Source organism: Hymenobacter jeollabukensis, from assembly GCF_005771675.1.
GTDB lineage: Bacteria > Bacteroidota > Bacteroidia > Cytophagales > Hymenobacteraceae > Solirubrum > Solirubrum jeollabukense.
The window spans coordinates 39,544-65,407 of record NZ_VAJM01000022.1 but is presented as its reverse complement, the minus strand read 5'-3'; the positions used below and the strand labels follow the sequence as shown (position 1 = coordinate 65,407).

20 protein-coding genes are annotated in these 25,864 nt (G+C 66.0%); 6 read left to right on the top strand and 14 right to left on the bottom strand.

What is annotated here, in order from left to right; all coding sequences use genetic code 11:
* Window positions 1-158 precede the first annotated feature (158 nt).
* Complete coding sequence (locus tag FDY95_RS25805; protein ID WP_138082616.1) at window positions 159-1,610, bottom strand: T9SS type A sorting domain-containing protein; 1,452 nt, start codon at window positions 1,608-1,610, stop codon at window positions 159-161.
* A gap of 347 nt (window positions 1,611-1,957) precedes the next feature.
* Here FDY95_RS25805 and FDY95_RS25800 point away from each other — a divergent pair, with 347 nt between their 5' ends.
* Window positions 1,958-2,794 carry a LexA family transcriptional regulator gene (locus tag FDY95_RS25800; protein ID WP_138082614.1) on the top strand — a complete coding sequence of 279 codons (837 nt, stop codon included), beginning with the start codon at window positions 1,958-1,960 and terminating at the stop codon, window positions 2,792-2,794.
* Window positions 2,795-3,142: 348 nt separating this feature from the next.
* Window positions 3,143-3,862 carry a pirin family protein gene (locus FDY95_RS25795; RefSeq protein ID WP_138082612.1) on the top strand — a complete coding sequence of 240 codons (720 nt, stop codon included), beginning with the start codon at window positions 3,143-3,145 and terminating at the stop codon, window positions 3,860-3,862.
* A 62-nt stretch (window positions 3,863-3,924) separates the two neighbouring features.
* Here the strand turns inward: FDY95_RS25795 and FDY95_RS25790 are convergent, their stop codons facing one another.
* Both FDY95_RS25790 and FDY95_RS25785 read right to left on the bottom strand, forming a co-directional pair.
* The gene (locus FDY95_RS25790) at window positions 3,925-4,233 is read right to left on the bottom strand and encodes a hypothetical protein (protein ID WP_138082610.1); all 309 of its coding nucleotides are present in this window, start codon (window positions 4,231-4,233) and stop codon (window positions 3,925-3,927) included.
* Between the two features lie 35 nt (window positions 4,234-4,268).
* Entirely contained in the window at window positions 4,269-5,105 is an 837-nt protein-coding gene (locus tag FDY95_RS25785; protein WP_138082608.1) for an alpha/beta hydrolase, read from the bottom strand.
* A gap of 249 nt (window positions 5,106-5,354) precedes the next feature.
* Between FDY95_RS25785 and FDY95_RS25780 the strand changes: the two genes are divergently transcribed.
* Window positions 5,355-6,059, top strand: coding sequence for a DUF4468 domain-containing protein (locus FDY95_RS25780; protein ID WP_171025860.1), 705 nt, complete (start codon window positions 5,355-5,357; stop codon window positions 6,057-6,059).
* Between the two features lie 83 nt (window positions 6,060-6,142).
* On the opposite strand, the gene FDY95_RS25775 is transcribed toward FDY95_RS25780, so the two are convergent.
* The 6 genes from FDY95_RS25775 to FDY95_RS25750 form a co-directional block, all read right to left on the bottom strand.
* Window positions 6,143-8,002: a M2 family metallopeptidase gene (locus FDY95_RS25775; protein ID WP_138082604.1), complete on the bottom strand. Its 1,860-nt coding sequence runs from the start codon at window positions 8,000-8,002 to the stop codon at window positions 6,143-6,145.
* A 202-nt stretch (window positions 8,003-8,204) separates the two neighbouring features.
* On the bottom strand, window positions 8,205-8,534 hold the full coding sequence (locus tag FDY95_RS25770; RefSeq protein ID WP_138082602.1) for a hypothetical protein: 330 nt from the start codon (window positions 8,532-8,534) through the stop codon (window positions 8,205-8,207).
* 24 nt (window positions 8,535-8,558) lie between these two features.
* Entirely contained in the window at window positions 8,559-9,497 is a 939-nt protein-coding gene (locus FDY95_RS25765; protein ID WP_138082600.1) for a M90 family metallopeptidase, read from the bottom strand.
* Window positions 9,498-9,787: 290 nt separating this feature from the next.
* Window positions 9,788-11,920 (bottom strand): RICIN domain-containing protein, encoded by a 2,133-nt coding sequence (locus FDY95_RS25760; RefSeq protein WP_138082598.1) that lies wholly within the window; start codon window positions 11,918-11,920, stop codon window positions 9,788-9,790.
* Window positions 11,921-12,194: 274 nt separating this feature from the next.
* Window positions 12,195-14,942 (bottom strand): glycoside hydrolase family 2 TIM barrel-domain containing protein, encoded by a 2,748-nt coding sequence (locus FDY95_RS25755; RefSeq protein ID WP_138082596.1) that lies wholly within the window; start codon window positions 14,940-14,942, stop codon window positions 12,195-12,197.
* Window positions 14,943-15,291: 349 nt separating this feature from the next.
* Window positions 15,292-15,654, bottom strand: coding sequence for a low molecular weight protein tyrosine phosphatase family protein (locus FDY95_RS25750; RefSeq protein WP_246074128.1), 363 nt, complete (start codon window positions 15,652-15,654; stop codon window positions 15,292-15,294).
* A gap of 184 nt (window positions 15,655-15,838) precedes the next feature.
* Between FDY95_RS25750 and FDY95_RS25745 the strand changes: the two genes are divergently transcribed.
* Together FDY95_RS25745 and FDY95_RS25740 are read left to right on the top strand one after the other, a co-directional pair.
* Complete coding sequence (locus FDY95_RS25745) at window positions 15,839-16,750, top strand: ABC transporter ATP-binding protein (protein ID WP_138082594.1); 912 nt, start codon at window positions 15,839-15,841, stop codon at window positions 16,748-16,750.
* Entirely contained in the window at window positions 16,750-20,343 is a 3,594-nt protein-coding gene (locus tag FDY95_RS25740; RefSeq protein ID WP_138082592.1) for a M1 aminopeptidase family protein, read from the top strand. Before FDY95_RS25745 ends, FDY95_RS25740 begins: the two co-directional genes overlap by 1 nt.
* A gap of 70 nt (window positions 20,344-20,413) precedes the next feature.
* Here the strand turns inward: FDY95_RS25740 and FDY95_RS25735 are convergent, their stop codons facing one another.
* The 3 genes from FDY95_RS25735 to FDY95_RS25725 all read right to left on the bottom strand — a co-directional run bounded on the left by FDY95_RS25735 (window position 20,414) and on the right by FDY95_RS25725 (window position 23,538).
* A complete protein-coding gene (locus FDY95_RS25735) occupies window positions 20,414-20,845 on the bottom strand; it encodes a hypothetical protein (protein ID WP_138082590.1) in 432 nt (143 codons plus the stop codon).
* A gap of 9 nt (window positions 20,846-20,854) precedes the next feature.
* Window positions 20,855-22,276 (bottom strand): DEAD/DEAH box helicase, encoded by a 1,422-nt coding sequence (locus FDY95_RS25730; protein ID WP_171025859.1) that lies wholly within the window; start codon window positions 22,274-22,276, stop codon window positions 20,855-20,857.
* Between the two features lie 236 nt (window positions 22,277-22,512).
* On the bottom strand, window positions 22,513-23,538 hold the full coding sequence (locus FDY95_RS25725) for a YihY/virulence factor BrkB family protein (RefSeq protein WP_138082586.1): 1,026 nt from the start codon (window positions 23,536-23,538) through the stop codon (window positions 22,513-22,515).
* Window positions 23,539-23,681: 143 nt separating this feature from the next.
* Here FDY95_RS25725 and FDY95_RS25720 point away from each other — a divergent pair, with 143 nt between their 5' ends.
* Window positions 23,682-24,200, top strand: a complete 519-nt coding sequence (locus tag FDY95_RS25720) for a DUF2062 domain-containing protein (protein WP_138082584.1) — start codon at window positions 23,682-23,684, stop codon at window positions 24,198-24,200.
* A 92-nt stretch (window positions 24,201-24,292) separates the two neighbouring features.
* Here FDY95_RS25720 and FDY95_RS25715 read toward each other — a convergent pair whose 3' ends face one another.
* Window positions 24,293-25,342 (bottom strand): enhanced serine sensitivity protein SseB C-terminal domain-containing protein, encoded by a 1,050-nt coding sequence (locus FDY95_RS25715; RefSeq protein ID WP_138082582.1) that lies wholly within the window; start codon window positions 25,340-25,342, stop codon window positions 24,293-24,295.
* Between the two features lie 96 nt (window positions 25,343-25,438).
* Window positions 25,439-25,864, bottom strand: a complete 426-nt coding sequence (locus tag FDY95_RS25710) for a c-type cytochrome (RefSeq protein WP_246074127.1) — start codon at window positions 25,862-25,864, stop codon at window positions 25,439-25,441.

The following is a 25,864-nucleotide window of genomic DNA, read 5'->3' as shown; positions in this document are numbered from 1 at the left end:
CTCCCGCACTTGCCGCAGCTCATCGTGGTCTGAATCATACCGCTTGTACGTAAAAACCACGCATTAGACCACCGCCAAAAATTGTTGTCCCCGCTAGGCTGTTGAAATCTAGCACAGCCTAGCGGGGATATTCATAAACTTGCTTCTCCCTGTTTCAACTACTGTAATACCAGTCGAGAAGTACTTACACCAGTTACGTGGTTGACTTTCAACGTGTATATCCCTCGCGGTAGTTGGCTGACCAGTAAAGTGCCGGTTGATGCTATTACTTGTTGGAGCACTTGGCGTCCGGTTGCGTCGAACAAGGAATCGGTTAATGGTCCTACAAGGTTTGCCGGGCGAGTAACGCGTACGACGCTTGTGGCAGGGTTGGGGTAAATATAAGTCCCTGCCAGTTGAGCCGTTCGCTTGGTCGCAAGTGGGCGGCCGACATTGCGCAAGATGTACACCTTGTCGTTACCGGCGCAGGCCACGTACAGATCCTGGTAAGTGTCGTTGTCTACGTCGGCCATGCGCAACGGGCCGGGCGTGGGACCAACGGGCAACACTTGTGGTGTGCCGTAGCGGCCGGCACCACTCTGGCCGGTATGGGGGAAGATGGTAACGTTTCCATTGGCCAGCAGCACGACCATATCCGGGTAGCTATCCTTGTTTAAGTCAGCAAGCAACACTTGCTGGGGAGCCGAGGGCAGGGCATAAGTGGCCAGCGAGCCGAACCGGTCGACGCCGGTGTTGAGCCACACTTCTACCTTGTTGGGATTGGCGGTGGCTACGGCAAAGTCGCCACGGGAGTCGGCATTCAGGTCTGCACTGGCTGCGCTGACGGCTTGGCCGCTTTGGCAAAGCACACCTGCGCCATCCTGCATGTTGTACCAGAACTGCCCGAACGTGTAGTAGTGGGCAACGGCCGCGTTGTTGGTCTTGTCCACCGTGATGAGGTCCAGCCCACCGTCCCCGTCCATGTCGTAGAAGCTGGGCAGCGCGGGTACGCCGGTGCGGGTGGTCATCAGGAAGGTGGTGCGGCGTATAGACGGGCTGCCTTGCCCGCGCCATACCCCAATACCCAGATCATCTGTGCGGGCGGCGTCGTGGGTATACGCCACGTCCAGAAACTGATCGGTGTCGATGTAGGCGGCTACCAGTTTGGGGTCGGTGCTCCACCACGAGGACGGGTAAAATCCGGCGGGCGTGGCCACCGTCATGGTGCCCTGCGCATCGTTGTTGTTGACGAAGAACGAAAGCTGGTTGCTGGGCCCGCTCACCGCCACCAGGTCGTCCAGCACATAGTCGCTTTGGGTGACGAGGCGACCGAGTGTGGTGGCAATGAGGCTGCTGGGTGCTGTACCGGTGGTGTACGTGCCGACTGGAGTGGTGGAGAAAACACCTAGCGCCGTCTGCCGATACAATTCAACCACATTGCGCGCACGTGCCGTGACGGCCACATCCGGTAAGCCATCATGATTGAAGTCACCTGCTGCTGCATCGCTAATGCTAGAACCGGTCGTGACAGAAATAACCGGACCTGCTTGGAAAAGATTGCTTGCTACTTGTGCATTAGACTTACTGGCGCTGGCAATAGCAAGGAATGTTACGAAGTAACGTTTCAGCATGAATGTACTTGATATAGAAAGATGCAATTTGAATTCTGTAGTCAAAGTTATTGAATAATATAACCTCTCTTATTCGTTACAGCTAACGAAAAGGGTTTTATATTGATAGAGTCCAAAATCCTGGCCAAGTTCTATGTAAGGGGCTTGACTATACGCGACATGATGATATAGCTCGAGTCGGCACGCAAAGCGTCTTGGGGTTTAACAACAGGAAAAAAATCGTTGAGAAAATTAGTCATTGAAAAAAACTTTCTACTAAATGAATTAGTAAAACCAGGAAGCCGTTAGTACCTTCACGAGCCGGCAAGCCGTTGAGGGCGAATGACGTTAGCCGGCCACCCCGCCCCATGATCAATACCAATCTGAAATTCTGGCGCCGTGAGCTTAGCTTGACGCAAGCGCAACTGGCTGATAAACTGAGCATCAAACGCTCCCTGATCGGGGCCTATGAGGAAGGCCGCGCCGAGCCCAAGCTAACCACGCTGGTCAAAATGGCCCGGCTGTTCGGCATCTCGCTCGACGCGCTGGTGACCACCGACTTCAGCAAAAAGCGCCAGGCTGCGGCCGTGATGCGCCAATTGCAGAACGCGCCCGCCCTCGAAGCCGCCGGCACCGATGGCGCCTCCGTGGCCGACCCCGAGCGCAGCAAGGGCGAAAACCTGCGCGTGCTGGCCATCACGGTCGACAAAAACCAGAACGAGAACATCGAGCTGGTACCGCTGAAAGCCGCCGCCGGCTACCTCAATGGCTACGCCGACCAGGAGTACATCGAGGACCTGCCCAAGTTCCGCCTGCCCATGCTGGGTCAGACGGGCACTTTCCGCGCCTTCGAAATTGCCGGCGACTCCATGCTGCCCATTGCTTCGGGCACCGTCATCGTAGGCCGCTACGTGGCCGACTGGACCGAGGTGAAGGACGGCACGCCCTGCATCGTGGTGAGCAAGAAGGAGGGCATCGTGTTCAAGCGCCTGTTCAACCGCCTGCAGGAATCGGCTACCCTTACCCTGCACTCCGATAACCCCGTGTACTCGCCCTACGACATCGAGGTGGAGGACGTGCTGGAAATCTGGGAGGCCAAGAGCTACATTAGCAGCACCTTCCCCATTGCCGACCTTTCGCTGAACCGCTTGGCCAGCATCGTGCTCGACCTGCAGAAGCAGGTGACGACGATGAAGAAAGCCTGACCACGGATTGGCTACGCCGAACTTCGTTTCGACGGATTTTTCGGATTGCCCGGATTCTGTGGACGATTGTCGTCCGAACGAAGTGGTGCCACGGCTCAAAGCCGTGGCACCACTTTTTTTTACCACGGTGTGAGTACCCCTTTGAGGCTGCGTAAGTCTGCGAAACCGGGGCTAATTGAAATAGAGTGACGACGATAAGTCGTCGCTACTGGCCGGAGAATCGTCCACGAAATCCGTGCAATCCGAAAAATCCGTCGAATCCGTGATTTAACTTTCGGCCGCCCCGGCGCGTATGCGGGGCAGCATTTCTGGCCTTCTTTTGCCAGCACGACCTCACGCCCGACGACTATGCTCTCCTACATTTCCGCCAACGACCGGTTTCACGCCCAGCCCGTGGCCTGGCTGAACAGCTACCACCTGTTCAGTTTCGCCAGCTACTACGACCCCAAGAACATGCACTTCGGGCCGCTGCGGGTGTTCAACGACGACACGGTGGCCGCCAAATCCGGTTTTCCGCAGCACCCGCACCACGAAATGGAAATCGTGAGCATCGTGCTGGAGGGCGAAATCACCCACGAGGACACGATGGGCAACAAAACGACCATCAAAGCGGGCGAGGTGCAGCGCATGACGGCCGGCACCGGGCTGGCGCACTCGGAAATGAACCAGCAGGACGAGCCGCTGAAGTTTTACCAGCTGTGGTTTATTCCAAACCAGAAAGGGCTGGCGCCCAGCTACGAGCAGAAGGATATCGACTTTCTGGACTCGAAAAACGAGCTGGTGCCGCTGGTGTCGGGCCAGAAAGTATTGGAGGACGTGGTCTATATCAACTCCAACTCCTCGGTGTATTGGAGCAACTTGCGCGCCGACAAAGAATTGGAATTCAAAACCTTCCCCATTCGCCTCACCTTCGTGTACGTGCGCGAAGGCGCCATTTTTATCAACGGTACCCGCCTGGGCCCCGGCGACCAGGCCCGCATGACCGACGAGCACGTCATTCACTTCCGCGCCGAGCAGGATGCGCAGTTTATCCTGGTAGATCTGCCGGCGGCTGAAGCGAACTACTAGCCCCGGCGACTAGGCATTCCCCGGCCCCGACTGGCTCCCTGCTGGTCGGGGCCGGGGTGCGTTCAGCGGCTGCTGATTTGCACCGACTCGTTGTCGACCAGCAGGTAATCCAGTAGCAGGCGCAAAATCCGGTCAAATTGGGCGGGCGCTTTTAGTTGGTCGCAGACGTAGAAGCCATCGGGCTGAAGCCAGAGCTTGGCAGCGGGCCAGTCGGGGCGGCCGGCCACGCGCCAGTTGTCGACGCCGGGCTCGGACAGGGCAAGGCGCACCTCGCCGTTGCCCAGGCCGGCCATGACGAAGCCGCTGCGCAGAAACCGCAGGGCGTCGGTGGGGGCGAAGTGCTGGCAGCGGAGCGTGTATTCGGTGGCCATGACCGGCAGCGTGGAACTAGACGAGGGCCAGCAACTTATTTCGGGTTGGGCTTGAAGAGGAGCCGGAAGGCCCGCAGCGCCGCCGGGTGGTAGATGGTGGCGTGGGTTTCGGTGGGCAGCGGCTCGTAGTAGCTGCGCAGGCCGGCGGGCTGGCCGATGGTGTTCAGGGCATCGACGAGCCGGCGCGCGGTGGGCTCGTCGCCATGGCTGCTGATAGTGAGGTAGAGGCTGCGACCCTTGAGCTGGGCGGCGTGGGCCTGTAGCAGCTTCGGGGCCTCGCGGGAGAGCTGCTGCTTGTTCCACCACAGGCTGGGGTCGATGGCTATGTAGGAGTTGAACAGGGTGGGCTCCAGCAGCAGCGTTTCGACCACGAACAGTCCCGCCAGCGACTCGCCGACCACGGCGGTTTCGTCGGTGGTGCGGTAGCGGGCGCGCACGGCGGGCATCAGCTCGGTGCGAATGAACTGCCGGAACGCGGCCGAGCCGCCCACGCGCGGGGCAATTTTGCGGTCCTCGGCTACGTCGGTGGGGCCCGTCATGTCGCGCCGCCGCTCGGTATTGGCAATGCCGACGAGGATGAACGGCCGCATGGTTTCATTGCCGACGCCGACCTGCACCAGCCCCGCCACGTGCAGAAAATCCTCGTTCATGCCACCGTCGGGCATGTAGAGCACCGGCAGGCGCAGCGTGGCCGACTCGGCGTAGCCGGCCGGCAGGTACACGTTGAGGCGCCGGGTTTCGCCGAGCACCTTGGAGTCCACGGTGAACGTTTCGCCGATGACCAGTGGGGCGGCGGACTGAGCCTGGGCGCCAAGCGGCCGCAGTCCACCCGTCAGGCCAAGAAAACAAGTAAGCCAGAGCAGTAGCTTCATAACGGAAATAGTTGGGCGCCCAAGATAGGGCAACGAAGTTTGCCGGTGTATGCCGGCCCTGCCGAGCACTCCGGGCCGGCAAGGATAGACCGCAACGTCCATGGGGCGCCGGACCAGTTATGGCCAAGCCTGGGAGGACGAAAAGCCGGCCCGGATGTTAAGTTAGGGCTGGATTCGCCCAAACAAGCGCCGTTTACCCCACCAATGCGACTTTTCTGTCTGTTACTACTCGTCGGCGGGACTTTGCCTGTGGCTGCTCAAGACTTTTACGACCCGCTGATGCCCGGCGAGTATGAGCTATCCACTTCTGCCGTTTCGCTCTACCGTTCGCCCACGGATACGCTACGTCCGCTGAGCACAGTGTATATGCCCCAAAAACTGCAGCTCATCGGGCGGACGGGACGCTGGGCGGTGGGCAGCTTTGGTCGCAAGCTGTTTTATGTGCCGGCCCGGCAGGTGCAGAGGCTGCCGGCGGCGCTGACGCTCCCGCGCGAGGCCGGCACCGGCCTGGTAAGCTACGCCGGCGAAGTAGAGGTTCCCGGACTCAGCAAAGCCGAGCTGTACAGCCGCGCCGAAAACTGGTATAAACAAAATTTCACCAGCGAAAAAGCCGTGCTGCGCACCCAGGACCAGGAAGCCGGCCTGCTTCTGGGCCGCGCCTGGCAGCAGGTGCCGGTGGCCGAAGTACTGATGGTGACCTTCGTATACCAGCTTTGGTACGACGTGCGGGTAGAAGTGCAGGACGGCAAATTTCGCTACACCGTGTCCGCATTCGAGGTGGATTACGTGCCCAAAGCCCGCATCCACAGGTCCTACACCGTGGAGAGTGTACTGGCCGAGCACTACCCCCGGGCCGCCAGTGCGGCCCAGTACAAGCAGTTTGTGAAGATCCACGAAACGGCCGAAGCGGCGGTTACCAGCCTGCACAACGCCATCCGCTACGGGTTGCGGTAGGCCGCGCCGGGTTGTTCTGCTGATAAAAAGCAACTGGGCGACCCTGGTCAGAGTCGCCCGGTTGAGATAAGCTGCAAAAGTTGTTACATCGTGTACTTGCGGCCCTTGTTCTGCTGCTGCAGGTAGGCCATCAGCGGCTGGAAGTAATCGACCATGGCGCGGGCGGAAAGGTCTTCGCCGGTTTTCTCGCGCAGCAGGGCCCGCCAGTCGGCCGAGGCGCCGGGGTACATGATGTCGTGCAGGAACTTGCCGACGCCCTCGTTGCCGTAGTAATTGGTGGCGTGCGGGTCCTGGTGCAGGATCTGCTTGCTGATGTGGTCGTGGAGCTGGAACAGGATGACGTAGCTCAACGCGTAGTCGTAGTACTGGGCCGGGTCGTCGTTGATGTGGGTTTTGGTGGCCGGGTCGAGGTAGTTTTCGCCCCGGGCGGTAGGCGGCACGATGCCCTGGTACTGCTTGGCCAGCTGCCACCAGCGGGCGTTGAGCTGGTCGGCGGGCAGGTTGTCGGCGTAGAAGCTGTTTTCCCACTCGCTCATCACGCCCGAGGCGAAGGGAATGAAGACCACGTAGTTCAGGGCCTCTTTCAGCAGCTGCTGCGTCTGATTGGTCTGGGTTTTGGGGTCGATGAGGCCCAAGCCGGCCAGGAAGGGCTTCTGGGTGGCGGCCAGGCCCATCAGGCTGCCCATGGCTTCGTGGTAGGCGCGGTTGGCGCCGCTGCGCAGCAGCACCGGCACTTCGGGGTTGGTGTAGGTGAGGTAGTAGTAGATGTGACCCAGCTCGTGGTGGGTCGTCTCGTACCACTCGGTGTTGGGCTCCACGCTCATCAGGCTGCGCACGTCGCGGTCCAGGTCCATGTGCCAGGCCGAGGCGTGGTTATTTTTCTTGTAGCCGGCATTGGGCGGCAGCGGGTAGAGGCTGCTCTTGCTCCAGAACGTTTCGGGCAGGGCCGGGTAGCCCAGGCTCTGGTAAAACTGCTCGGCCTGCTTCACCTGCCACTCCGCGCCTTTCTTGGCCAGAATCGGGTCGAGGTTCAGGCCCTTCACGTCGACCATGGCGCTCCAGTCCTGGCCCCAGCGGTTAGGCAGCCAGTGGGCGGGCAGGTAGTCGGGCACCTGTTTCTGCCCGTACTTCTTGGCCAACTCGTAGCGGGCGTAAGTGTGCAATTCGCGGTAGAGGGGGCGCAGTTCGGTGTTGATTTTGCGCACCAGCGTCATCATTTCCTCCCGGCTCATGCCGTAGTCGCTGGCTTGGTAGCTGAAGTAGTCGGGGTAGCCCAGGGCCTGCACCACCTGGTTGCGCAGGCCGCGCAGGTTCAGCAGCCCGTCCTTCAGGGTGGGGCCGACGGCCTTGCTGGCCTCCCAGGCCGCCAGGCGCCGCTGCGGGTTTTTCTCCTCGCGCAGCACCCGATCCAGGTCGTTGGTCGTCACCGATTTACCCTGGTACTTGTACTCGAAGCCGTAGAGCTTTTCAGTCTGCTGGGTTTCGGCCTTGATGCGGCGCTTCACCACGTCGGCGGCCGTTTGGGGCGAGGCGGCGGCGTTGTAGAGGGCCGTTTGCAGCTGCTTCACCTGAATGGGCGTCAGCTCGGCCTGGTGCTCCAGCAGCTCGCGCAGGCGGCCGATGTTCTCACCGCTGCCGGTGAAGGCCGCGGCGGCCTCGTTGGCGCGGGCCGTGGCGGCCGAGTTGGTGGTGTCGCCGGCCACGATGTGGGTGTTGGAGCGCCACTCCGCCTCGCTCGACTGGGTATACAGCCGCTGGTATTCCTTGGAATAGCCCGCCAGAAACTCCTCGGCCTCCAGGGGCCAGTTGTGGCCGATAGGCCGGGTCGCGGGCTCCGACGAAGCCGGGGGCGGGGTGGGTGCCGAAGCGGCCGGGGCGGAGGCTTTCTGGGCGCAGCCGGCCAGCAGGGCGGCCGTGAACAGGGGCAGGAGGTGTTTGTGCATAAGACAGGAGCGGCGTGGGCTACCGCAGACACCAAATGTAGCAACCGGCCATAAACCCTGCGCCAGCCCCTTGGCCAGCCGCCGCTTTCCGCCGCTTATCTGCACGAGCCACTCCGCCTTTTTCGCCGCCGATTTCCCGGATTTCTGGAACGACAACGCCTACGTCCTGAAACGCTACGTGGAGCCCCCGCCCGCTGCGCAGCTAGCCACGCCGGCGCCCCCGACCCGAACGGCCCGGCGGAACCTGCTTCGTTCGACGCCAAGAGTTGAATGTCTGCAGCGTGTAAGACAGCGAAAAGAGCATGATGCCCCCGCCCAGTACGTAGAGCAGCCAGGGGCCACCGGTAGGGCGGGGCAGTTGGCCGTGAACAACATAGGTGACGGACTCTGCCCCGCGCAGCTGCAGCAGCACGCCCCCGCCAAGCAGAAACAAGCTGAGCAGTTGCGGCAAGAAAACGCCCAGCAGCTGCCGCCACACCGGTACGCGTGGCGTCCAGTCGCAGAACTCCCGGATGGTGCGCAGCAGGCTCATGCGGCCAAAAGTACGGCCCCGCGTCTACGACGCCGCTTCTTCCTGCTTCAGCTGGCAGCAGTTCTTGAACTTCTCCCCCGAGCCGCAGGGACACGGATCGTTGCGGCCGAGGCGCTTGGGAGCTTTCTTGAGCAGGCGGCGCGGGTCGAAGCGGGCGAAGCGCAGGCCGGGGTCCTGGCGGAAGGTGCGGGTGAGCAGCTCGTAGAGGGCCGGGTGGTGCTGCTCCAGCTGCTCGGGCTTCTCGAAGAAATACTCCAGCACCACGGCAAAAAACTCGGCGGTGCTCGTGCCGCCGTAGTCGCCGATGCTCGACTTTCCGGCCCGGATCTGCTCGATTTCCTCGTGCATCACGCGCCGCCACTCGGGCACCAGCTCCCGCGGCAGCATGAGCAGCGGCACCCCGTCGATTTGCCCGTCGGCCTCGTCGAGCAGGTGGGCAAATTCGTGGATGCCCACGTTCTGCTTGTCCTTCGCGTCGCGGAAGCCCTGCTCCAGCGCGGCCTTCGAGAGGCGCATGTAGTGGTCGGTCTGGAAGTTCTGCACCGAGCCGAGCAGAGTGCCTTCCAGCGGAGCAATTTCCCGGTTTTCGTCGCGCGGCAGCTGCCACGCGTCGGGGAAGACGAGCACCTCGCCCAGGTTGTCGTACTCCCAGCCGCCGCGGAAGCCGAAGATGGGAATGATGGCCGACGCGGCCACCAGCAGCCGGGTCGCGTCGTCGATGCTGGTTTTGATGCCGGTGATGCGCGTGCGGGCCAGAAACAGCTGCACCTGCTTCTCGAAACGCAGCTTTTCGGTGTCGGTGAGGGCGGAGTAGAAGGCTACGCGCTCGGTGAGCAGCTGCCGCCAGGGCTCCGGAAAAGGCTGGCGCAGGATGGCGGCGCGCTGCCGCCCGCCGGCCGTAGCGAAGCGGTAAATCAGGAAGGCCACCAGGGCCAGCACGGCCAGGCCGACGAGGTAATTCATAGCGCGCAAGAACGGCAGGCGCGGCGGATGGTTGCGGCCAGACCACTGTAAGGCAGGAAAAGCCCGTCATCCTGAGCAATGCGAAGGACCTTCCTCACACCCTGCACTAACTTAGAAGCGCAGCCACCAACGCCCAATTGTCTGGAGCGGGGGCTGCGCTTCTCAGGTAGTGCAGTTATTAAAAAAGCGTCGGCACTTCGTAGGAAGCGGCGGTGCGGGGTGCGAGGAAGGTCCTTCGCTCTGCTCAGGATGACGGGCGTTTTACACCGCGAAAAGCCTCTGCTCTGCCGCTACTGTTTCACCACGCGGCGGTGCGCCTGCCCGGCGGCGGTGCTGACCGTCAGCGTGTAAACGCCCGCTGGTAGGCCGCGCAGATCCAGCTGTGCGCGGCGGCCGGTGGTCTGGCGGCGGCAGACTTTGCCCGTCAGGTCGCGCAGAATCAGCTCGGCGGATTCGGCACCGGTCGTTACGGTCACGGCCGCCTGCGCCGGGTTGGGGTACAGCTGCACCTCGGTCGCGTCCACCGCTTCAGCGGCCGCGCTGCTGCTGCCGCGGGCCACCGGGGCGGGCACGAAGCCCTGGGCGTTGAGTCGCCATTTAAACGAGGACAGGCTGGGGTCGAGCACGTTCTGCACAATGGCGGCGTTGTCGGCCGTGGAGCCGCTTTGGGGGCGCAGGTACTTGCCGGAGGAGCGGTTTTTCAGCCAGTAATAGTCCGCGTCGCCGGAGGACTGCAGCTGCCACTGGCTCACATAGTCGTAGCGGTTCGAGGCGTCGAGCACGATTTGGCCGATGGGGCGGCCGTCGAGGTTGTACTCGGCGCTGGTGCCGGTGGGGCGCAGGGCGCGGGCGGTGTACTTATTCACGAGGTAGAAGTAGCCCGGCTCGGCCGGCTGCAGCAGCCACTCGAAAGAGCTGAGCGCGAGGTCGGGGCTGGTGTCCTGCACGAGGTTGCTGGTGCTGAGCCCGTCCAGGGGGCGCAGGTAGCCGCCGGTGAGCTTGTCGACGGCGTGGAATGTCTGCTGCTCCACCGGGGCCGCGTCGCCCTCGGCGTAGACGAGCTGGCTGAGCACCTTGCCCTGGGCGTCGAGATTGTAGAGGTGGGTGCTGCGCGGGGCCAGCGTGCCGTTGAGCTGCGTGGTGAGGCCCGCGTAGCCTTCCAGCTTGATGCGAACCTGCTCCGCGCCGTGGTAGAGGTTGTCGAGGGAGGCGCGGTAGGTGTAGCTGGTGGCCGCCTGCAGGTTCATCAGCAGCACGGTGTAGCCGGCCGCCGCGCCCATCTGCCCACGCATCCCGAGGAACACCACGTGGTCCGTTTCACCGCTTTGGGCGCCGTTCATCACGTTGTCGCGGCGATGCTGGCTGAGCAGGGCCAGGTGCTGCATGGTGGAGCGGCGCGAGCCGCCCGGGTTGAACAGCGAAAAGTCGGTGCTGCCCTGACTGCCCGAGCTTTCGTAGATGCTCCAGGGCGTGACGGCCAGGCCGCTGCGCTTCATCACCTGCTTGGCCATCAGGGCCACGAACTGTCCGGCGCGGAAGTCCCAGGGCTTGAGCTGCCCGCTGCCCGAACCGGCCTCGGCATTCACCTCCATCAACGCCAGCCGCAAAGCCGGGGAGCCGATGCCCAGGCCGGTGCGCGTGACGTTGGCCGCGTCGATGAGGGCCTGCAGCGCGTCGAAACGCGCCTCCAGCTCCGACTCGGTTTTGTCGCCGTAGAAGTGAAAGGCGAGGTAGTCGAGCATGGGCACCGCGCCGACCTTCTGCACGCCCACGTCCTCCAGAAACTTCTTGTAGTAGTCGCTGATAACCTGCTGGTAGAACAGCCGGAAATCCGGCCCCACCAGCTTGCTGCCCGGCGCGGTGGTCTTCAGCCGCGTGGCCAGCACCTTGAACTGCGCCACCCAGGTGGCGTAGGTGTAGCCCTTGGGGTTCTGAAACGTGCCCGCCGACCACGCCAGCGGCTCGTTGACGCTGGTGGTGGCGCCGTTGTCGGCCGGGTCGGCCTCGTTGCCGATGGACCAGTAAGTGATGTTGTAGCCCTTGGTCGTGTTGAAGTAGGTGATGAACTGGTCGAGCTGGGCGGCCGTGAGCGTGATGGGCACCTGCACGACGGGCTCACAGCCGGTGGCCTTGGCGTACTGAATGGCCGCGTCGTACTGGCTGGGCGCGGTCCAGGTGTCGTCGTAGAGCTTGCCGCCGATGCGCATCCACTTCAAATCGGCCTCTTTCAGATTGGCCTGCAACGGGGTCAGGCTGGCGCCCGGGTACCAGTAGTTCACGCCGAAAAAGCGCGCGTTGATGGCCTGGGCCCAGCTTTTGGCCGGACCCGTCAGCAGCAGCAGGACCAGCAGGAGCCCCCAGTGGCGCGGCGTGCCTGGGGCTTTCGGGGTGAGCAAACGGGAATGCGGTAAGGTGTTGGGCATGGTGGGAAGGTTGGTTGTGGTGGGAAAAGGAAGCACTCAGCCCGCCGGACGGAACGGCAGGAGCTGATTCGGTAGGAGCGAGGGCGCCGACCGGCGGCGCGGTTCAGGCAGGGCAGCAACTGACTGCTCATGGCGGCCCGTGAAGCGTCAGCCCGCAGCCGGGGCGTTAGCCGGAAAGCCGGGGGACAATAGCGCCTTGGCGCACCCGTTCGGGCACGAGGAACAGGGCCGCCCTTGGGGCTGCCGGCCGGAAAACATCTATGAGCGAAGGCCGCTAGTACAGCCGTTTGACCTGCAAGCCGTTGAGCACTGATTCCCCGCGCAGCGCCTTGAAATCGATGGTAATGCCCTGGCCGGCCGAAACCGTGACCGGAAACCTGAAGCTGGCCGCCTGCAGGGGCGTCAGGTAGTTGTCGGGGCCCAGGGCGGGCAGCACCAGCTGGCCGTTCAGGCGCACGTCGAAGCTGCGGGTGGGACGGGGGGAAGGGGCAGTGCCGGCAGCGGCTTTTTCGAGGTTGTAGGCCAGGGTTTCGGCGGGCGGAGCCTGCTCCAGCTCGGCGAAGTGCAGCGTCACCTCGTACTGGCCGGCGGGCACGTCGAGGCGGAACTGCGTGAGGCCCACGCGCTGGGTCTGATACAGAGCGTCGTAATCGGTGCCGAGGATGTTGCGCGCCGAGCCGTAGGGCAGTTGGCCGTTGCCTTCCTGCTTGTACGCACGGCCGCCCACGTAACCCCAGCCGCCGGGCTGGTAGGCCTGCTCGGGCAGCCACACCTGCTGCCGTGCTTCGTCGCTGAACTGCCGCTCGTCGCCCAAACTCACGTTCAGCTCCCGAAACGGCAGGGTCGCCGCGGCCAGCGGCGTCGGCAGCAGCTGAAACTCGATGTCGGCCTGATCGGTGAGAAGTTGGCCCGGCACGCTGGCCGTCAGTTGGTTCAGCCCCGGCCCGAAGGGCACCCGGAAGCGCGCCACGCCGTCCGCGGCCGGCTTTGTGCCCAGCACCCGGCCGTTCAGCCGCAGCTCCACGGCGGGCTGGTTGGTAAACACGTCCACCGGCTGCACGCAATACAGCGAATCGGGGCCGGCGGCTACGCCCGCCCGCAGCCGCCAGCCCCGGGCCCCAATGGCCAGAAAGGGCGAGGCGAGCAGCCGGGCCTGGTAAAACAGGTAGGCGTCCTTGGGCTGCCGCTCCCCGGTCATCAGGCCCTTGTTGTTGACGTGCGGCACGGCTTCCTGCCGCTTTTCCGAGTTGAACTCGGCCAGGTTCCACACCGCGCTGCCCGCCACGAAGGGCCGGGCCAGCATTTCCCGCAGGTAGTACTGGTGGTAAGCCGTGGCGTACTCGCTGGTTTTATCAAAGCGGCGGGGCTGCGGGCTGTGCAGGCGGATGTCGGCATCGGCGCCGTACTCAGTCACCATCAAAGGTTTATCGGGCAGCTCGCGGCGGTGACGCTCCAGAAAGGCCGGAAAGTCCTCCAGCTTGGGCGAGTACCAGCCCTGGTAGAGGTTCCAGCCCAGCACCGTCGGAATCCGCAGCAGGCCCGCGTCGCGGTACAGCTCATAGGCGCCGTGGCAGACCAGCATGGTGGCCCGCGCCGGGTCTTCGCGGCGCGTGAGGTCGTCGAGGCGCTGGGCCAAGCGGGCCACGTTCTGCAGGTAGGCCCGGCCGGAGTCGTTGTCCTTTTTCAGGCCCGGCGGCAGCTGCAGCAGCACTTCGTTCATGTAGGCCCAGAGGACGACCGACGGGTGGTTGTGGCCCTGCCGGATCATCTCCGTCTGCATCGAGTCACAGCGCTGGTAAAAGGCTTCCGACTCGGTAATGGCGTTGACGACGGGAATTTCCACCGAGGCCAGGATGCCCAGCCGGTCGCAGGCCTGGAGCACCGTGGGGTCCTGCGGGTAGTGCGACACGCGCAGGAAATTGCCGCCCAGCTGCTTGACCAGGCGCACGTCGCGCTCGTGCAGGGCGTCGGGCAGGGCATTGCCCAGGCCGGGCTGGTCCTGGTGGCGGTTGGTGCCGATGAGCTTGAGCGGCTGCCCGTTCAGAAAGAAGCCCTGGGCGGCGTCAAACCGAAACCAGCGCAGCCCCACGGGGTTGGTCACTTCGTCCAGCGCCTGCCCCCGCTCGTCCAGCACTTCCGATACCGCCCGGTACAGGTAGGGCGTGGCCGGCGACCAAAGCCGCGGCTGCCGCAGGGGCTTGAACGTCTGCTCAAAGGCTGTTTTCTGTCCGGCTGGCAGCTTCAGTCTGGTGACGTGCTCGGCCACCAACTGCCCGGCCGCATCGAGCAGGCGGCTGCGTACCTGCACGGTGCGGGCCGTGGCCGCGTCGTTCTGCACCGCGCCGCGCAGCTGCACCGTAGCCGCCGCGGCCGAAACCTGCGGCGTGGTCACGAACACGCCCGCCGAGGCGTAGTTGTCGAGGTCGAAATGCACGGGCTGGGCCGCCAGCAAGTACACGTCGCGGTATAGGCCGCCGTAGAAGGTGAAGTCGGCCGACAGCGGCGGAATGCTCGGGTTGTGGCGGTTGTCGACTTTCACCAGCAGCTCGGCGGTGCCGGCCGGGGCGCCACTGGCCGCCAGGGCCGCGTTCAGCGGCACCCGGAAAGCGGTGTAGCCGCCCGCGTGCCGGCCCACCAGCCGGCCGTTCACGTACACCGCGGTTTCCTGGTTTGCACCCTCGAAGTGCAAGTACAGGCGGCGTTGCGCCCAGTCGGCGGGCAGGGGCAGGGTTTTGCGGTACCAGCCCGTGCCGCGGTAGTAGCCCGGCTCGTCGTCGAGCACGTCCTGCGCGTTCCAGGTGTGGGGCAGGCTGAGGGCTTCCCAGCCGTCGGCCGGCGGCGCGGCGGGGTTGAGGCTGCGCGCCGCGTCCTTGCGAAACAGCCAGCCGTCGTTCAGGCGCTGCGTGATGCGGCCCTGCGCCCGGCCGGCCGTGGCCACGAGCCCCAGCAGCAGCAACAGGACAAGCCGCCCCGCGGCCCGTAACGGCCGGAGCGCGGCCCCGACGGGCCAGGAGAAAACCATGATAGAGCGCGAGATGGTGGGAAGTGCCTTCAAGCTTCCGAAACCCGGCCGTGGCAAGCAAGCAAAGCGCCGGAATTACTCACGGAAACGTTTGCGGGGCGGGGGAGAGGGCGGAGGATTTTAGCCAACAGCTTCGCTCAGAACGGCTGAGGAAACGAAGTGTTAGCCCGTCATACTGAGCTTGTCGAAGCATCTCTACCGCTTCTCGCGCATGAAATCGTTCGGTAGATATGCTTCGCTCAGGCTCAGCAGGACGGCCTAGTATGGTCGTTCAACGAAGCCCGCGAGATGTCTCGACAAGCTCGACATGACGTCCGGTTTGGTCTTGCGCATCCTTTCGCACCTCCGCTCAAAAGCCGCCCAGCGGCAGGTGCTCCGCTAGCTTTTCGCGCAACAGGGCCACCAGCTGCGGGTCCTGAAACTGGTATTGATCCGGAATGCGCAGGCAGACGATGCGCTTGCCGCGCAGCTCCTCGGCAAACTTGGCCCGCAGCCGCTCGGCGTGGCGCTTCTCCATCACAAATACCACTTCCGCCCAGCCCAGGTGCCCGGCCGTGACGCGCACGCGGGCCCCGGGCTCGGTGCCGGCCGAGCGGGCTTGGTAGTGCGGGTGCTCATCGAACAGCCGCTCGGCCGTGAGGCTGCGCCAGCGGTTCATGCTGCAGATGAACAGGAGTTGGCGCGGGGTGGTAGGCGTTGGCGAATCGGGCAAAAGCAAGTGTTGAGGTGGGAGCGTGGCGGCGTCTGGCAAATATGACAGGTTGAGCCAGAAACATCGGCCGGAGGCCGAAGGTAGCATCTGGTTGGTTATTTTCAAAGGTACCTTGCGAAACAAAGTACCTTTTCATACAATTGCAGTGCCCGGCGACGTGACTTCCGCCGTCAGGCTCCTGCCCATGAGCCTCGTCCTGCACAACCTCACCAAAACCTACCCGAACGGGGTGCCCGCCCTGCGCGGCGTCACGCTCACCATTCCGCGCGGCCTCTACGGCCTGCTGGGGCCCAACGGCGCCGGCAAATCCACCCTGATGCGCACCATTGCCACCCTGCAAGCGCCCGACGCGGGCCGCATCACCTTCGACGGCCACGACATCTTCGCCGACGCGGAAGCCCACCGCGCCCGCCTCGGCTACCTGCCCCAGGATTTTGGGGTGTACCCCGGCGTATCGGCCTTCGATTTGCTGGAATACGTGGCGGTGCTCAAGGGCCTGCACGACCAAGCTGCCCGCCGCGCCCAGATCGAGGCCCTGCTGGTGCAGACGAATCTGTGGGAGCACCGCAAGCGGGCCGTCAGCGGCTTTTCGGGCGGCATGCGCCAGCGCTTCGGCATTGCGCAGGCCCTGCTGGGCCAGCCCCGCCTGATGGTCGTCGACGAGCCCACCGCCGGCCTCGACCCGGAGGAACGCAACCGCTTCCACAACCTGCTCAGCGAGATAGGGGAGCAGGTGGTGGTGATTCTGAGCACGCACATCGTGGAGGACGTGCGCCAGCTCTGCCCGCGCATGGCCATCCTGGCCGGCGGGCGGGTGCTGCGCGAAGGCGCCCCCGACGCGCTGGTGGACGAGCTGCGCGGCCGGGTATGGAGCAAGGCCGTGCCCAGGGCCAGCGGCGCCGCGCTGCGGGCCGACGGGCTGTGGGTGCTGTCGGCGCAGCTGCACGCGGGCCAGACGCGCCTGCGGGTGCTGGCCGACGCGCCGCCCGCGCCCGGCTTCGCGCCGGTGGAGCCCGAGCTGGAAGACGTGTATTTCTACGCCCTGGCCCAGGGCGAGGGCCGCGTACCGACGCCCGCTTTAGCCCTGGCCGACTGATGCTGACCGGACTGCTACGTTTCGAGTGGCGCTACCACACCCGGCGCGCCACTTTCGCGGTGGCCGCGCTGCTGCTGGCCCTGATTAGCGCGTTTTTGGTGGGCACCGGCTACGGCCCGGCCAACGTGCACGTCAACTCGCCCTACGCGGTGGCCCAGAGCCTGGGCGTGCTCAGTTTGCTCGGCGTGTTTGTGCTGACGGTGTTCTGCGCCCCGGCCGCCCTGCGCGACGCGGAGCAGGGCATGACGGGCATCGTGTGGGCCACGCCGGTGGGCCGGCCGCGCTACCTGCTCAGTCGCCTGGGCGGGGCCCTGCTGGCCGGCACCGCCGTGCTCACGCTGGCCGCCCTGGTGCTGCTGCTGGCCCCGCTGGTGCTGCCCATGGAGCCCGGGCGCCTGGGTGAGGTGCGGCCCGTAGCCTACCTCTGGGCCCTGCTGGTGCTGGCCCTGCCCAACCTGCTGCTGGTGGGCGCGGTGCTCTTTGCCGTGGCCTCGCTCACGCGCAGCACCCTGGCCACCTACGTCGGGGCCGTGGCCATTTATGCTCTCTACCTGGTCACAGCCCTGCTCATCGACTCGCCCCTGATGGCTGGCACGGCCCCGCCCACGCCCGAGGGCCTGGCCCGCGCCGCCCTGCTCGACCCTTTCGGCCTCTCCGCCTTTTTCGAACAAACCCGCTACTGGACGCCCGCCGAGCGCGACTCGCGCCTGCTCGCGCTGTCGGGCCACCTGCTGCTCAACCGCCTGCTTTGGCTGAGCGTGGCCGCCGCAGTGCTGGGGCTGGTGTATGCCCGGTTTTCACCGGAAGAGACGCCCCGCCGCCGCGCCCGGCCGCTCCAGCCGGCGGCCGAAACAGTGCCGCCGACCGTGGTTTATCAGCCCGTGGCGCCGGCGCCCCGCTCGGCAGCCGCGTTCCGCCGTACTCTGGGCTGGGCCCTGCGCCGGGAACTGGGCCACATCCTGCGCGGCTGGCCGTTCCTGACTTTGCTGGCGCTGTGGGTGTTCGTGGTGGCCATGGAGTGCAGCGCCCAGTCGGGGGGCGGGGAGTACGGCACCCACCTGTTGCCCACCACCGGACTGATGCTCGACGCCATCCGCCTGCCCCTGTTGCTGCTGGGCACGGTGGTGGTGGTGTACTACGCCGCCGAAGTTGTCTGGCGGGAGCGGGTGTTGGGCATAGCCGCCCTGCTCGACGCCACGCCCGCCCCAAATGCCGCCTTCTTCCTCGCCAAAGCCGCCGCCCTCAGCACGCTGCCCCTGCTGCTGGCACTGGCGGGCATGGCCGTGGGCGCCGTCACGCAGCTGGTGCAGGGCTACGCGCACGTCGACGTGGGCCTGTACCTCACGCTGTTCTGGTTTGCGGGCCTGCCGCTGATATTGTTTGCCCTCGGCGCGCTGGCTCTGCAGGTAATCAGCCCCAACCGCTGGCTGGGCATGATGGCCGGGCTGCTGCTGGCCTTCGTGGCCTACCGCGGCAGCGTGCTGGGCCTGGAGCACCCGATGTGGCACTTCGGTAACGGCCCCACGGGCGACTACTCCGAAATGGACGGCTTCGGCCCCGTACTGCCCTCTTTTGCCGCGTTCATGCTCTACTGGGCGTTGCTGGCGGCCTTGCTGGCAGCCGTGAGTGGGGGTCTGTGGCAGCGCGGCACCGACGCCAGCCTCAGCGCCCGCCTGCGCATCCTGGGCGCGCAGTGGGCCCCGCGCACCCGCCGCTGGCTGCTGGCCGGTGCCGGCCTGCTGACCTCCGCGGCCGGTTGGCTGTACTGGCAGACTTCGGTGCAGCACCCCTGGCAAAGCCGGAGCCAGCAGGAAGCCTGGCAGGCCGACTACGAGCGGCAGTACCGCCCGCTGGCCGCCCGGCCGCAGCCCGGCATCGTGGCCGTGCGTACCCACGTCGAGCTGTACCCGCGGGCCCGCCGGGCCGTCATCCGCGGCCGCTACGTGCTCGAAAACCAGACTGACAAGCCCCTCGATACGGTGTTCGTGCAACTACCCGAAGACCTCACCTCGGCCCGCCTGACCCTACCTGGTGCCCAACGTTTGCGCTACGACCCGCGCTTCGGCGTGGAGCTGTGGCGGCTGCCGCAGCCCCTGGCGCCGGGCGCCCGCACGCGCCTGCACTTCCGCCTGGCCCTCGACCGCAGCGGCATCCGTGCCGGTGGCTTCAGCTACGACGTGACGGCCAACGGCTCCATGCTGATGAGCGCCGAGGTATTTCCCAGCCTGGGCTACCGCCCCGGCCGGGAACTGAGCGACCCCGCCGCCCGCCGCCGACAAAGCCTGCGCGCGGCCCCCACGGCCCCGGCGCCGCTGCCCCGCACCGCCGCCGAGCTGGCCGCCGTGCACGCCGCCGGCCCCGGCCGCGCCTGGCACACCCTCGACGCCACTATCGGCACCGACCTCGACCAGACGGCGCTCGGCCCCGGGCAGCTCGTGCGCCGCTGGACGCAGGCGGGCCGCCGCTACTTCCGCTACCGGCAGCGGCGCCTTACCACGCCCAACTTCGGCTTGCTCTCGGCCCACTACGCCGTGCGCCGCGCCCGGCAGGGCCCCGTGACGGTGGAGGTGTGGTTTCACCCGGCCCACGGCGCCAACGCGGCGCGCGTTCTGGCGGCCGCCACCCGTTCCCTGCGGGTGCTCAGCGCCCGGTACGGCGCCTATCCGCACCCCACGCTGCGCATTGCGGAAGTGCCGGCCTGGGCCCCGTTCGGGGCCTACGCGCTGCCCGGCCTGGTACTTTTCACCGAAGATCGGGGCTTCACCGCTGCCCCGCAATCCGCTGATGTCGACCTGCTGCTGCGCCGCGTGGCCCACGAGGTGTCGCACCAGTGGTGGGGCCACACCCTCGACCCGGCCGACGTGCTCGGCGGCAGCACCCTGATTGAAACCCTGGCCAAGCACTCCGAGCAGCTGGTGCTGGCCGATGCCCACGGCCCCGAGGCCCTGCCCGCCGTGCTGGCTTTCGACGAGGACCGCTACCTGGCCGGCCGCACCGACGAAGCCGCCACCGAGCCCGCCATGCTGGCCGTCGACGACCAGGCCTACCTGTACTACGGCAAGGGCGCGGTGATGATGAGCAGCCTGCGCGCCCGCCTCGGCCCGGCCGCCGTCGACCGGGCGCTGGCGCGGCTGCTGGTCACCTACGGCGGCCCCCACGGCGCGGCCACCACCCGCGACCTGTGGACGGCCCTGCTCACCGAAGCCCCCACCGCCACCGACCGCGCCGCCGTGGACGAATGGCTGACCCGGCAGGTAGTGCGCGAGCTGCGCGTGGATACGGCCTTGGTTCAGCCCGCTGCCGATGGCCGGTTTCAAGCTGAAATACGCATCAGCGCCCGCAAAACGGCCGGCCAGGGCAGGCGGGAAATAGCCCAGAGCACCGATGGCGAAACCGTCGAAGTAACGGTGCTGGATGGCCCGCCCGGCAGCGGACGGCTGCTGTACCACGGCGAGGAGCGCGTGGTCGGCAGCCAGATTCAACTGAAGCTGCGGTTGCCCAAGCGCCCCGCGTACGTAGTAGTCGACCCCGCCGTGCGCTACCTCGACCGGGACCGGACGAATAACCAGCGGCGGTTCGTAGCCGGGCCGTAGCGCGGGCTTTAGCCCGCGTCCGCTTGGCGTAATCCGCGTCTGTCGGGCCAAGAGCGGAGCTGGATCAATTTTACTCAGCGTCGGGCTCGTCTGGCTCCGTAGGGTGATGCCAATCGTCGGCACTCAGGATGCGCCGGGCTTTTTCGGGTTCTTCAGGCAGGAAGGTGGTGTAATGATTGGTCTGGCCGATCTGCACCAACAGGCGGCCACACGCGTCACACTGAATGATTTCCCGCGAGAAGTTATCAGTCGGCTCCCCGAATAGGTGCCAGGTGAGCAAGGCTTGCTGCACTTCCACACTTGGCGCATCCGGCCAGCTCATATGCTGCGCAATCGACTCACCCCGGCGGACGGCGGCAAGCAGGGCCAGCAGTCGTTGCTCTGCCAGCGCGCCAGCGGCCTCCATTTGAGTCGCTGGCACAAAATCTGCCGTGCGCGGCGCTGATTCCTCGAATGAGGTGTTCGACAGTTTTTGCCCGCAGCGGCAATAAATAAAGCCCATTACGCCGCGCTACCGAACCTCCGTCACGCGCACTTTCTGGCCCTTGATGCGGGCGCCGGCCATGCTGTCCTGCACGGCGCGGCCGGCCTCGCGGGGCACGGTGATGTAGCTGTAATGGTCGAACACCTCGATGCGGCCGATGGCCTCACGCTCCAGGCCGGCCACGTTCACCAGCGCCCCCACCAGGTCGTGGGCGCTGACTTTCTCCTTGCGCCCGGCCGAGACGTGCAGCGTCACGGTAGTGGGCTTGGGCGTTTTGGCGGCCGGCGGCAGGGCGGGGGCGTGCAGCGGCTCCCACTTGATTTCCTTGGCCACCGCCCAGCGCAGCACCAGCGCCTGCTCGGCGGGCGTGGCCAGGATGTGGGCCGTGCCGGTGGCGCCGGCGCGGGCCGTGCGGCCGGCGCGGTGCTGGAAGGTGTCGGCCTTCTCGGGCACCTCGAACTGAATAACGGTGTCGAGGTCCGTCACGTCGATGCCGCGGGCGGCTACGTCGGTGGCTACCAGGGCCAGGGCCGAGCCGTTGCGCAGCTTCAGCAGGGCTTTGTCGCGCTCGGGCTGGGGCAGCTTGCCGTGCAAGGCCACGGCGGCCAGGCCGCGGCTGGTGAGGAAGCGCGCCAGCTCTTCGCAGCGCTGGCGGGTGTTGCAGAACACCAGCGTGCGGCCGGTTTCGGGCTTTTGCAGGATGTGAAACAGCGCGGCCGGCTTCTTCTCGGTGGTGCCCACGTGGCCCAGCAGGGTCAGCGACTCGGGCAGGGCGTCGGCCTGGGCATCGGCCTGCACGTGGCGGGGGCGGGTGAGGTTTTTGCGCACCAGCTCCAGCACTTTGTCGGGCATGGTGGCCGAGAACAGCAGGGTCTGGCGGCGGCGCGGCAGGCGCTGCACGATGTTGGCCAGCGCCTCCTGAAACTTCAGCTCCAGCAGCTTATCCGTCTCGTCGATGACGAGCATCTGCAGCTTGTTGGGGATAATCGTGCGGCGGTCGAGGTGGTCGAACAGGCGGCCGGGCGTGGCCACCACCACGTGCGGGGCCTGCTTGAGGCTCTTGGTTTCTTCCTGAAAGCTGTGCCCGCCGTAGAAGGCCGCCACGCGCAGGTTGGGCAGAAACTTGCCGAGGCGCTTCAGCTCGTCGCGCACCTGCAGGGCCAGCTCGCGGGCCGGCACCAGCACCAGGGCCTGCACCGCTTCCTGCGTCACGTCGATTTGCTGGAGCAGGGGCAGGCCGTAGGCGGCCGTCTTGCCCGAGCCGGTGGGGGCCTGCCCGGCAATGTCCTGCCCGGCCAGCACCAGCGGAATCACCTGCTCCTGAATGGCGGTGGGCTGAGTGTAGCGCAGCTCCGCCAGGGCCTGCAGCAGCGGCTCGCTGAGCCCGAGGGCAGTGAAATCGGGGGCGGGGGCAGCGGCGGGAGCGGGCGTGGCGGAGGTATCGGACATCATCAAAAAACGAAAAGCAGACCACGAAGGTACGAAAGGCCGCCCGGGCGCAGCGGTAGTACGGCTCCAAGCCGTACTACCGCTGTCGTTGAACGACTGGCCGCGGATGATTTTCACTCGGGCAGTGCGGGCAGGCGCAAACCAGAACCCCGGCCAACAGTTCCCAACCGCGCTTCAGACCAGCGGCCAGCAAGCAGGGGCGAACTGGTCAGATTCCGGCTTGGTGGTCAACCGGCTTAGTGCGGGGACTGCAGCCGGCGCACGGCCCGCTGCAGCCGGCTGGCGGCGGAGCGCCGGTGCCGCGCCCGCGCCGTCGCGGGTTCGACGGCCAGCTCCGGGATGTTCACCAGGCGGTAGCGCACGCCCGAGGGCTTGGGGCGCAGCGGCTGGCCGGTGTACTGGGCGTACACCTTGGTGAAGCTGGCGCCGAAATAGAACATCATGGCCGAGTAGAACACGAACAGCAGCAGCAGCACGATGCTGGAGGCCGGGCCGTAGATCGGGCCGAGGTTGCGCGGCACCAGCAGCAGGTGCAGCACCCGTTCGCCCAGCTCGAAGAGCAGGCCCGTGAGCAGGGCCCCGCGCCAGAGCGCCGCCCAGGGTACGTAGGCGTGGCTAAGGTTGCGGAAGGCCAGGGCAAACCACGCCGTCAGAATAATCAGGGAGACGACATTGTTGATTACCTGCACGATGACGAGCATGAACGTCACGTCGAAGTCCGTCACCAGCTCCCCGAATACGTGCAGGATGGAATCGGCCAGGATGGCGGCTACCGCCAGCACCGCCGTACCCAGCAGGGCCGCGCCCGAGCGGGCCCGCTCGCTCAGCACCCGCCCGAAGCGGCCCGCCTGCCGGCGCGGGCGCACCTGCCACAGTTCGTTCAGCGAGTTCTGAATGACCACGAACAGCGTGGTGGCCACGAACAGCAGAAAGGCGAAGCCCGCCGCCGTCACCCAGTGGCTGCGCTGCACGTTGGTCACGTTGGTCACAATCTGGGCCAGCAAATCGGCGCCGGTGCTGCTGATCAGGTCGGCCACTTTTTCCAGCAGCAGCGCCCGCACCTGCGAGGCCGGGTAAAGGGCCCCGAGCACGCTGATAAACAGAATCAGGATGGGCGGCAGGGCAAACGTGGTGAAAAACGCCGTGGCCGCGCCCAGCCGCAGCGGGTCGTGGGCCGACAGCTCGCGGGCGGCGCGGCGCAGCAGCGTAAAGAAATCAAGCCAGCGGTGGTGCAGCCGGCCGGTGGGGCGTACTTTTGTCATGCCGAACCCCGACGAACGGGACGTGGCCGGCCCAACGCGGCCGGTCGTAGAAGTGTTGAGTGAAACGCGGCGCGGCCCCGCTCAGTTACCCGGGCAACTCTTTGATCCAACCGCCGGGCCCGCGCGCGTCTCCTGCTGAATCCATGTCGACCGACCCCGTTGCCCCGCCCCAACCCGGATTTTTCCGCCGCCGCCTCGTCGAGCCCCTGCTCGGGCAGCTGCGCAAGGGCCTCTCGCCCCGGCAGCTGGCCCTCACCGTGGCCCTGGGCACCGCGTTTGGGCTGGTGCCGCTGCTGGGCGTTACCACCGTGCTGGGCACGGCCGTGGCCGTGTGGCTGCGCCTGAACGTGGGCGCCCTGCTGCTGGTGAGCCATCTGATGAGCCCGGTGCAGATTCTGCTGCTGCTGCCCTTGCTGCGCTACGGGGCCCAGCTGCTGGGCGGGGCCACCCGCAACCTGACCCTGGAGCGTCTGCAGTACCTGCTCCGCCACGACTGGCAGGCCGCGCTGCAGCTGTTCTGGCGCGCCGAGGTCGGGGCGCTGCTGCTCTGGCTCCTGGGCTCGGTGCCGGTGGTGCTGGTGCTGTATTTTCTGCTGCTGCCCCTGTTCCGGCGCGTGGCCCGGCGCCAGGCGGCGCAAGCCGCTGGCCCCGCCGAGGTCTGAGGCCCGGTTGCCGAATAAGCTACGAAAAACCCCGCGTCAACTCAATGGCGCGGGGTTTTTGCTGTCGGTAGGGGGGCAATCAGAGCCGAAGCCTAGGCCAGCGTATCCTCGTCTTCGTCCTCGGCCGTGGCGGCCAGGTCGGCGCGCAGATACACGGGCTCCTGCTGGGTGAAGAAGGCCGTCAGCGGCTCGTTCGGGTCGGGGCTGAGGCGGGCCACGTCGATGGCCGTCTGGTCCAGGTGCTCCTGGATGGCCGGTCCCATTTCCTGCAGAAAGTCCATGTTCTCGCCTTCCACGCCGAAGGCCAGCAGCATGCGCGACGGGGCTTCTTCGCCCTCAACCTGCACCTGGGCCAGGTAGGCCACCATGATATGCGGATGCCGGGCACAGAACGTGCGCAGGGCCGTGGCCAAGCCTTCGGGCGGCTCGGGCAGGGGCAGCAGCTGGGCCTGCGGGCCGGCTTCCTGGCCTTCCTCGGGCTGGTTGAAGATGCGGCCGGTCACCATGTCCTCAATTTCCGGGGCCACCAGCAGCTTGCCGAAGGGCGAGAAGGGGTTCAGCACGCACTCGGCGCCCTGGGTCATCTGGAAGAAGCCTGGAGCCGGCACGCGCAGGTACGATACCTCGCCGCGCTGGGCGCCGCCTTCGAAAATGCGGTCCTCGGAGGAGAAAATGGGCAGGCGGCCGTCGTGCAGCACGTGCAGCTGCACTTCGGTGCCCTCGGCCACGGTTACTTCGCCGGGCTCGGCGCCTTCGGGCGCGTTGGTCAGCACCAGCAGCTCGGCCTGCATCAGCTCGTGGTAGAAGGCCAGGCGGTACTGCGGATCCTGCGCGGCCAGCAGCAGCACCTGCTCCAGGTTGTTGCTGGGCTCGAAGGGCGGCAGCATGGGCTGGGGCTCGGGCATGGGCGGCATGGCCGGCGCCCCTTGCGACGAGAAGGACGGCTGAATATCGGCGGCGCTTTTCGCGGCGAAGGCCGGGCGCTGGTAGCGCGGGCCGCCTTCGGGCTTCTCAGGCTTAGGAGCGGCGGGCTGGGCGGCGGCGGGGCTGCCTTCGGTGGGAGCGGGGGCAGCGGGTTGGGGGGCGACGGGCGGCGTAGCAGCCGGCTCGTCCTTTTTCTTTAGAAAGTCAAACAGACCCATGAGGCAATAAGCGGATGAAGATGCAAACTACGGATGTTTGGCCGAACCACCAGCCGAAAAACCCGGAAAGCCCGGCCGCAAGGCCCGGCGGCGGGTTTAGCGCCCGTCGGAGCCCTGGCAGGCTTCCAGCAGCTGGCTGACTTCGCGGATGGTGTGCTTGGGGCCCTGGTTGCCCCAGGCGTTGTGCACGTAGTTCAGCAGGTTGGTTATCTGCGAGTCGGTCAGGTCCTCGTGGGCGGGCATCACCTGGTCGTAAGTCACGCCGCTCACCACAATCGGCCCCTTCTGCCCGCGCCGGATCAGGCAGGGCAGCTCGGCGCGGTGCTTGCCGAGGTAGTCGGAGCCGGCCAGCGGGGGCATCAGGCGGCGCAGGCCCTCGCCCTGCTCGCCGTGGCAGCTGGCGCAGTGCGAGGCGTAGAGGCGCTGGCCTTCGTTCTGCCGGTCGGTGAAGCAGGCCGACAGCACGGCCGCGCCGGCCAGCAGCGCGGCCGCCGTGCGCAGCATCAGTTGCAGGGAAACCAC